This window comes from Ruegeria sp. E8 (assembly GCF_056533985.1).
In genome coordinates this window covers 1-9058 of sequence record NZ_JBQFOY010000042.1, presented here as the reverse complement: position 1 = coordinate 9058, position 9058 = coordinate 1, and the positions used below count along the sequence as shown (strand labels likewise).

The window sequence follows — 9058 nt, the reverse complement described above, 5'->3', positions numbered from 1 at the left end:
GGCACGCTGGCATTCGGGCTGGACGCTGACGCCTTCGTTAACCTGTCGACCTTTTTGAAAGTCACCGACTCGGAGGTGTTTGGCGGACGCCCGAACGATGCTGAATACCCGTTGGCCAGTTCACTGGACGACGCGCCAGTCAGTGAAGACGAGAAAGGATGATGCGGTGACCACCAGACTTCGGACGACAGGCCATCACCGCGGTCCCCTAGGCTTTCGACAACCGAAGGGAACAACAGGGCCTTGCCAACTGTGACGATCTTAGGATCGAAACCTTGCTGCGCGGCCTGCGCCCAGAATGTTGCAAAATCCGGTGGTATGACAGCTCCAGTAACGATCTCACACCCAGAAGCCTTGAATGCCGCGATGATGTTTGAGAAATCATCGGTTAGAGGTTGATACCTACCTGGATCGATCAACTCGTAGCCATTGGCTGCCAAAGGTTTGGCCAACCCTTTTTCAGGATCGCCCCAAGCATTGCCGTCCGCGTCATTCGGGAACAATCCGCCGACAGTCTTCGTGACGCCGGCGCTACCCCACATGTCCATGAAGGCTCCAAGGACATCCTCAAGACCCCAGAAGAAATGATACGTCGAGGAAAAACCCTCGCCTGGCACACCATTGCGGCCAAAAAAGTAAGCTTGCCACGGCGCTACCGACGTGACACATGGCACTTCGTTAACCTCTGCCTGATCGGCAACTGGGTTGATCGTGTCGGGTGTTGCTGCTGACACGATAATGTCTACCTCATCACCCAGGATCAGGTCTGCAGCCACTTCAGCGGCACGGTTTGGATTCGATTGGCTATCTCTAACGATGATCTCAACGGCCCAGTTTTTACCGTTGTTCTCTATGCCCCCTGACAGAGCTTCTTTGATTCCCGTTAGGATATACTCATCAGCCTCGGCAAAACCTGCCAACGGCCCAGTGGTTGGTGTGACATAGCCAACCCGTAGTGTTGGCGTTGCCGCATAGGCTCTGGTCGCCGATAGAAGCGCCGGGCTGGCAATTACTGCCGCCGCGCCGGTAAGAAAATTCCTGCGATTTGGTTTGATTTTGAGTTTAGACATGTTTCCTCCCGTCGTCGCCACCCAGCACCCTTGTGCATATATTCCATTGAGCTTGGTCGGGGGTGACTTCCAACCCAGCCGACACCTCTTTTACCCTTAGCGAACAACTGAGTTATCTCGGCTTCAGTTTGACTGGTGCGCCAATTCCCTCACGACCTGATCCTGCGCTGCGTCGCCCTCCTCTTGGCGCGCGGCTTTGGCAGAATTTGCTGCCCATGACCCAGCGTTGTTCGCGGTTAGTATGATATTATTTATACCTATATAACATAGGTTATTGAGTCAACAATTTTAATCGAAATCTGCAAGCGACAAAAAATGCATTCATTTAACAACTTGCCCGCATCCCAAGTCATTCTGCAGTAGACGTACGTTGCTTTAATAAGCCTCGTATCTCGGCTGTTTCTTGTGCATTTGTAGCGATTATTGAATTGATTGAAGAGATTTTCTGCAATCTATTGGGGCGCCATTATGAAGCCGACGCATCATCGGTTCAAATCAGTTCGCCGACCCCCTGTGAAGAGAGGATCGGCGTTTGCAACCCATCATGGGCTAAAGCTGTAAGTCATTTATTGAGCGGGCGTGGCTCCGGCCGAGTATTCGTAAACCTTCAATTCCACGCCCTGCCCAAACAGCCGGCTTCCCGCGGCACTTTCTTCATCGACGAAAGTTGCAGCATGTGGCTGGCCTTTTGCCGGATCGAAGTAGAAATCGGGAGCATTGGAGATTCGAACTAGCGGCTTACCCGACGGCAAAGATGCATCCAGGAGAGTAAATATACCCATGCCACAGTTGAACTGGTTCATGACAATCGGCTCGCTCGGCTCATCACCCCCATGGTCAATCGCCATGTGCTCTCGGTCGAGCAGAAAGCCAACCCGATCTACCTTGAAGACCTCTTCTCCTTCAACGAACCAATTCACCGTGCCCGCTGCGCGGTCATAACTGATCCGAAGACGATGTTTGTCTTCTGGCGTTCTTTCGGCGACCGGCACCATGAAAGTAAATGCAGCGTAGTTTCCCAGCTTGTCACGCCCATAAGGTAGTCGTTCGTAAAACGCATAGATGGTTTCGTTGGTGATAAAGAAGTCAAACACCATCCAGGATTCTAGGTCGATCGTATTTAAGGCAGCTGCTGCAAGTCGCAAGTCGTCATTGTGATTGATAACGGCATCCCCGAACGGGTGGTTTTCTGTGCCAAATGAGCGGCTGGCCAACACACCTTCACAGAACAATACCTCGCCATCTTTAGCATCGAAACCGGGCAAGCCGCTTGAAGAAACGCTGTTGGTGTATGTCAGCCATTTGACGTGATCAAATCCTCCGGGCATTCCAGCAGTGTTTTCGTCCGATCCCTCCTGAGCCATTGTCAGAGTCATCGTCGGCTCAGTAATAACGTTCAGGACTCCATCTGACACTGATTCCACGCCTGCATTTCCGACAAACGGACCGGCACCGAAGTAGGTCCATTTAGCGTTATCAGCCCCGCTTCCGTCAGCACCTTGAACGTTGAAGCCATTGGAAAAGTCATCCCACACCTGCTCTGCAAACGCAGATCCTGAGCCCAACCCAAGGGCACCGGCAAATGCCATTGCACCAAAAATAGACGCCCGTTTGACGCTTTTTTGCGGAATGGCGCTAGACTTTGTTCCCTCAATGGAAATCGGATGCCCAAGAGACGAATTATGGTTAGTCAGCTGTTTGGTGAACATGTTTATGTTTCCTCCCTAGATCAAGAACCGGACGACCGGCTTGTTTCATCACCGCAATCACGCACCAAGTTGAACAAACCCAGGAGATGACCCTGCAAAGCTCCAATCGGAAATGATTGTTTGTCGCAGCCGTAGGCTGCATTTCGAATGGCGCTTCAGCTGTGTTCAAATCCCCGGCATCTCAATTGCAAAACCCTGTCTGGCGGACTCGCTCAGCGTAGTGGCCCGGTCAGTCTATTTGGGAGAATCGAAAATGAAGTGGGTGGGCTCGTGCTACTCCGGAAGCTAAATTGAGGATTTTATATACCTATATTGTATAGGTTTAAAAGTCAACGCATCTAGCATAGTTTCCGGGTTAAAGAGCAATTAGCCTTTGTTGGGTATATCGTTTGGCAGTCGAACGCTCATAGCATCCCGATTGGATTTGGCATTTTGACAGGAATTGATAGAAACCGATGAATTGACGCAATAAGCCTAACTCTATTGGTCATTTGACCTCCTTGCCTCTGCAAGAAACCCAAGGGGTCATAATGACCGAAAAGGAAGCCAGTCAAAGACCAGCTTCCCAGGCAAACTCACAACGGGTTCGGAATCGAAGGTCAGCTCGCTGCTGGCCAGGAGATATGCTTATATTCCAGAAACTCCTCGAAACCGCGTTCACCCATTTCTGCCCCGTTACCGCTTTGCTTGTAACCACCGAAGGAAACATCAGGACGAAGTGGACCGCCACCATTGATAGTCACATTTCCGGAATTGATCTTCATCGCGATTTTAACCGCCTCGTCATGCTCACCCCAAATATTGGCGTTCAGCCCGTAACGGGTGTTGTTAGCAAGGGCGATCATCTCGTCCAGAGAATCGTATGGCAACAGAACACCTACCGGACCGAATTGTTCTTCCTGGCAGATTTCGTCCGTGATCTGAACGTTGCCCAACAGCACAGGATTCATGAAGTAACCCTTATCGATGTCGGGGCGCCCCCCACCAGCCAGTATCTTGGCTCCTCCAGATATTGCGCGCTGAACAAAACCCTCAACCCGATCACGATGCTCTGCGCGGATCAGAGGTCCGACCCAAGTGTCATCTTGCCATGGGTCGCCCACCTTCATTTCGGCAACGACTTCAGCCGCAAGCTCAGCGTAGTCATCATAGATTTCCCGCGGCACGAAAGTTCGCGACGTTACAGCACAGCCCTGACCTGCATTGCGGAACAGACGGTGCAAAGATGCCGACACAACATCCTTTGCACTAACCCCAGGAAGTACGATATTGGGAGACTTTCCGCCCAACTCCAGGACAACGCGTTTCGCGCTCGCAGCGGCTTGGGAAGTCACCATGGCACCAACTGCATTGGACCCGGTGAAAGTTACCATATCGACGCCATCCGCTTCGGTCAGCACCTTTCCGGCTTCCGGTCCACCTAGAATCAGGTTCAAAACTCCCGGAGGAACACCCGCCTGCTCGGCCAAACGCGTGAAGGCAACTGCAGTCAAGGGAACACGGGGCGAAGGCATGATAATGGTTGTGCAACCCGCTGCCAGAGCTGCACCAGCTTTCCAAACATAGGCGATGTAAGGAACGTTGTAAGGGCAAAGTGATGAAACGACACCGATGGGCTCTCGCTGGAGTAACCCAGAGGTTCCCGACCAGGGGTGGCGATCAAGCTCTTGAACCCACCCACCTTCGGGCCCTGTAGCGGCTTTGTCGGCCAACCAGCGAAGATGCTCGATTGGAAGATCTGTATTCAAGCTCTCGGCCAGAGACTTGGGGCATCCACCCTCCTGCACGAAGATAGACACAAGTTCATCACGATTATCCTGCATGAGATCCGCAAGCCGGTGCAGGATTCGGGAGCGATCCTCCGGGGATAGGTCCGTCCAACGCCCGTCGTCAAAAGCATTCCGCGCTGCATCCACAGCTAATTGGGCCTGTGCCGGGCTAGCCATCGGGACATCCAGCAGCGCATCCCCGGTCGCAGGGTCAAAAACGGTTGCAGATGCTTCAAGACCGTCTTGCCACGAGCCATCAATGAAACACTTTGGTTTCTCAATCAGGAGTTGCGCCTTTTCTGAGAGGCGAGGTGAAAACGACATGTGAGACTCCATTTATCGCGGCGTTCACATATTACCTATGTTATATAGGTATTTTTTGTCAACACTTTCCTCCTGGGTCTGTTTGCTATGGCTTCATCGCCTTGTCCCAATTCACAAGCTTGGAAGCATAAATTGCGGACTGATACTGTGCGATCAAGCGCCTCATGAAATTTTCCGCATGAACAAATTCGTCTTCAGTTATTCCTGCGAACCAGGTGTCATTCACCGAACGCAACTTGATAGTAAAACTGTCTAACGCCTTACGCCCTTTGGGTGAGAGCGAAATGTTAAGCGCGCGAGAATCTGTGGAGTCTTCCCGTTTTTCGATCCAGCCTTCGCGTTCTAGGTTATTGATTGAAGCTGTAACATTCGCAGCAGCGATGTGCAGACGATCTGCAATCAACCTTACACGCAATCCCTCGGCGTCCTCGGCCGTATAGAGGGCCATTAAGACCGAAAAGTCAGTGACGCTTAGTTCCAGATTGCGCGCCAATTCCTTGCGTATGCCCTGAAATCGACTCGCAAAGCCATACATTACCGACAGTAATTCTCGAAACTTCTTGTCTTTTCCATCACTCACAAATTCATCCAACGACACCGTAAGTTCGCTGACATCAGAACTTTTCTTATTTGCCATCTAGGTTCACCTTAATCTGCTGCAGTTCAACATATCGCCTTGTAATAGAAACTTCCACCCACTTAATACCTATTTGACATAGGTGTTTCTTATCATTAATACTGCCCAGAACCGGCAGTAAAGCACATTGGGCATCTCATGAGAAACGTCAGAACTAAAATCGGTACCCCCACCTCAGACACTGAAAACCTGAAGATGAGAGGTGTCGACGTCCTGACAGATGTTGTCGGACATATGTCTTTCGCAGAGGCGTATTATTTCATTGTGACAGGGCGCAAGCCGACGCAGCAGCAACTGAAAGTGTTCGACGCGGCCTTGGTTATCCTAATGGATCATGGGCTGACACCGACCGCTTTGGTGGCGCGTCTGGTTGGCGATTCACTGGTCGACAATCCCCAGGTTGGTGTCGCGGCGGGGATTATGATGGTCGGCGACAAATTCGCAGGCACAATTGGCGGCGCAGGTGCACTCTTGCAGGAAGGCATTCAGGCGACTGACAAGCGCGCTTGGGCCGAGGATACTGTCGCACAGTTTAGGGCGAAGAAGCACCGGCTTCCCGGGTTCGGTCATCCATACTACAGCCCAACGGATCCGCGCGCCGAGCGCCTTTTTGAGATCGCTAGAAATGCCGGCGTTAAGGGCGACTACATTGAGTTAATCCAGATTTTGGGTGACGAGTTAAACAAGGCCAGCGGACGCATTTTCACGATGAATGCCACTGCCGCGCTTGGTGCAATTCTGAGCGAGATCGATTTCCCAGTTGCTGCAATGCGTGGTGTGGCCGTCGTTGGGCGGGCCGCCGGACTAGTGGCCCATGTCATGGAAGAGCACCAGGAACCTATTACTCCTGCATTGATGCGGTTTGCAGGGGAAATCCCTTATGAAGACCCTGAGGGATAACTCTTAACCCTGAAGCATCCTGAACGATCCAAAGCGGCAATGTAACCGAGGGAGAAACCATGCAACTTCTGAAAGCCCTAGTCCTCGCAATTGCAAGTACATGCGTTACCAGCGCCGCGATTGCAGCTGATTTTACGATGAAAATCGGCACACCCACTCTCAATGACATTCAGCACGAATGGATGAAAAGGGCAGAAACCCGCATCGAAGCCCGCAGTAATGGCCGTATCGAAGTAGAGCTGTTTCCTGCTGCACAGCTTGGCACCGTACCTCGAATGATCGAGGGGCTGCAATTCGGCACGCTGGAAGGCCTAGTCGCACCGTCCTTCTTCTTTTCCGGCCTCGAAAAGCGGAACGCGGTTCTTGCGGCCGCTGGGCTATTTCAGGATCTCGATCATTGCCGCCGAACATCATCCGATCCAGAGTTTCGCGAAATAGTTTTTCCGATCATGCGGAATGTTGGCATAGAAACGCTGGCAATCCTCTGTTCAGCTCCGCAGGCTTTTCTTACTAAGACCGAGTTGAATTCGGTCTCGGACTTGGAAGGGCTGAAAATCCGAGTCTTGGCATCGCCGTTTGAAATCGAGCCAATGACGGCCTTTGGCGCGAGCCCGATCCCAATGCCTTTGGGAGAAGTTGCACCGGCCCTTCAGCGGGGTACTATTGACGGGGTTAGTTCACTTCCGATCGTATTCTCTAAATTTAAGATGCATACCATTGCGTCGCACATAACCTTGACCAGGCTGTCGCAATTCGCCGTGCCGGTGTATGTCAGCAAACCTTGGTTCGACAGCCTACCACCTGATCTGCAGCAAATCCTTCGAGAAGAGGCCAGCGCTATTGAAAAAGAGCTGCCGGCGTGGGCCGACCGAGAAAATACCGCAGCAGTTTCGACTTGGATTGAGAATGGCGGCACCGTTTCAGAGTTACCCGCTGGCGAACAAGCACTACTGAACGACCTCGCGCTCAAAGCTACCAATCGTGTTTTGGATCAGGATTCGGAATTGCGAGCATTCTACGATGCCTTATCTGCCATTGCAGTGCGGAATTGATGCCGTTTCTCCAGTCCGTTTTTAGAAATGTGGCGGCCGCAATTCTTCTTGTGGTCGTCATTTTGAACTTCTCAAATGTTATGCTGCGCTATGTTTTTGGCCAATCTCTTATCTGGGCCGAAGAGGTTCTGATATATTCAAACATCTGGGTGGTGGCGGTGGCGGCAGTTGCAGTTACAGTCGATCGCGGTCACCTGACGATCGATGTGCTGGGACAGGCGACAGATTCCAGATGGCGTCGTGTCCTTGCATTCCTATCGGACGGCATTGTGCTTGCGGTTAGTCTGGGCGCGGTCACCGCATCACTGGCTGCCATTAAGATATTTTTGTATTCGTCTCAAAGCTCGGTGTCGGCCAAGATACCGATGTGGCTTCCACACAGCGCATTTCTTGTCTGCTTTTCTGCGATTGCAGGAATATCCGCCTACGGACTGATTCAGCTTGTACGGCGCGGAGCGAAGTCAAGATGATGTTTCTTTCGCTCGTCGGACTACCCGTCGTTCTTCTTTTTCTTGGCGTACCTGTGTTTGCTGCATTGATGGCCGCAGTCCTCGTTACAATGGTGTTTTTCACCTCAATGCCGATCGTAGCGTTGCAGCAGATCATGTTCGGGTCGCTGGACAAGTTTTCATTGATCGCAATTCCATTTTTTATTTTCGCCGGCGAAATGATGGGAGTTGGCGGGATTTCCAGGCGGATCATCAATTGGGTTCTGTCGATGTTTGGAGGCCTGCGGGGCGGACTGCCCGTGACTACGGTCGGGGCAAGCACATGTTTTGGTGCAATTTCGGGATCCTCACCCGCAACAGTTGCCGCAATTGGACGGCTGCTGTATAAACCGTTGCTGGACAAAGGATACGACAAATCTTTCGCCGCCGGGCTGATCACGTCTTCAGGCGCCATTGCAATAGTCATTCCTCCGTCGGTGGCAATGATTCTGTACGGAATTGCAGCTGAACAGCCCATCACAAAACTGTTTATTGCCGGAATTTTGCCAGGACTTTTACTGGCAACTATTTTGTCGGCGTATCTCTATGTAACTGACCGAAGCACCCAGGAAAACAAGACCGAGCGCTTGCCGTTCTTGTCGGCCACCAAAGAAGGGTTTTGGGCACTTTGTGCGCCAGTACTGGTTCTTGGAGGCATTTACTTGGGTGTATTTTCGCCCACCGAAGCCGGTGGGCTGGCTAGTGTTTACGCAATCATTGTGTCAGTTCTTGTTTACCGCGAAGCGACTTGGCGCGATGTTTTGCTTGTCGCTGGGTCGGCGGCCATGCTGACGGCGCAGGTCATGCTAATCATCGCCGCTGCGGGTGCTTATTCTTGGCTGTTGACGGTGAACGGCATTCCTCAGCACGTTACAAATGTGCTGGGTGCTCTAGGCGAGAATCCCGCTGCTTTTTTGATATTGGTCAACTTGTTGTTTTTGGCTGTTGGTTGCGTGCTTGACCCGAATTCCGCCATTCTGGTACTAGCCCCTCTCTTGGTTCCGGTTGCCATAACCATGGGAATCGACCCGATACATCTTGGCATCATTATGACAGTGAATCTGTCGATTGGCATGTTCACTCCACCGCTTGGATTAAACATTTTCGTT

The 9058-nt window shown here is 51.8% G+C and carries 8 protein-coding genes; 4 read left to right on the top strand and 4 right to left on the bottom strand.

Going from position 1 to position 9058, the window contains the following annotated elements; genetic code table 11:
• The 4 genes from ACR0LF_RS23415 to ACR0LF_RS23400 all read right to left on the bottom strand — a co-directional run.
• Positions 1–1070 (bottom strand): ABC transporter substrate-binding protein (locus ACR0LF_RS23415; RefSeq protein ID WP_480856495.1); only part of this gene is annotated, 1070 nt, incomplete at its 3' end.
• A gap of 566 nt (positions 1071–1636) precedes the next feature.
• Positions 1637–2779, bottom strand: a complete 1143-nt coding sequence (locus ACR0LF_RS23410) for a DUF6081 family protein (protein ID WP_170609244.1) — start codon at positions 2777–2779, stop codon at positions 1637–1639.
• A 599-nt stretch (positions 2780–3378) separates the two neighbouring features.
• Complete coding sequence (locus tag ACR0LF_RS23405; RefSeq protein ID WP_170609245.1) at positions 3379–4872, bottom strand: aldehyde dehydrogenase family protein; 1494 nt, start codon at positions 4870–4872, stop codon at positions 3379–3381.
• An 85-nt stretch (positions 4873–4957) separates the two neighbouring features.
• Positions 4958–5509, bottom strand: a complete 552-nt coding sequence (locus ACR0LF_RS23400) for a MarR family transcriptional regulator (protein WP_170609246.1) — start codon at positions 5507–5509, stop codon at positions 4958–4960.
• A 138-nt stretch (positions 5510–5647) separates the two neighbouring features.
• On the opposite strand from ACR0LF_RS23400, the gene ACR0LF_RS23395 reads away from it, so the two are divergent.
• From ACR0LF_RS23395 to ACR0LF_RS23380, 4 genes are all read left to right on the top strand, one after another.
• A complete protein-coding gene (locus ACR0LF_RS23395) occupies positions 5648–6409 on the top strand; it encodes a citryl-CoA lyase (RefSeq protein WP_170609247.1) in 762 nt (253 codons plus the stop codon).
• A 59-nt stretch (positions 6410–6468) separates the two neighbouring features.
• Positions 6469–7461 carry a TRAP transporter substrate-binding protein gene (locus ACR0LF_RS23390; protein ID WP_170609248.1) on the top strand — a complete coding sequence of 331 codons (993 nt, stop codon included), beginning with the start codon at positions 6469–6471 and terminating at the stop codon, positions 7459–7461.
• A complete protein-coding gene (locus ACR0LF_RS23385; RefSeq protein WP_170609249.1) occupies positions 7461–7931 on the top strand; it encodes a TRAP transporter small permease subunit in 471 nt (156 codons plus the stop codon). Before ACR0LF_RS23390 ends, ACR0LF_RS23385 begins: the two co-directional genes overlap by 1 nt.
• A partial coding sequence (locus ACR0LF_RS23380; protein WP_480856494.1) for a TRAP transporter large permease occupies positions 7928–9058 on the top strand: 1131 nt, incomplete at its 3' end. The genes ACR0LF_RS23385 and ACR0LF_RS23380, both read left to right, overlap by 4 nt.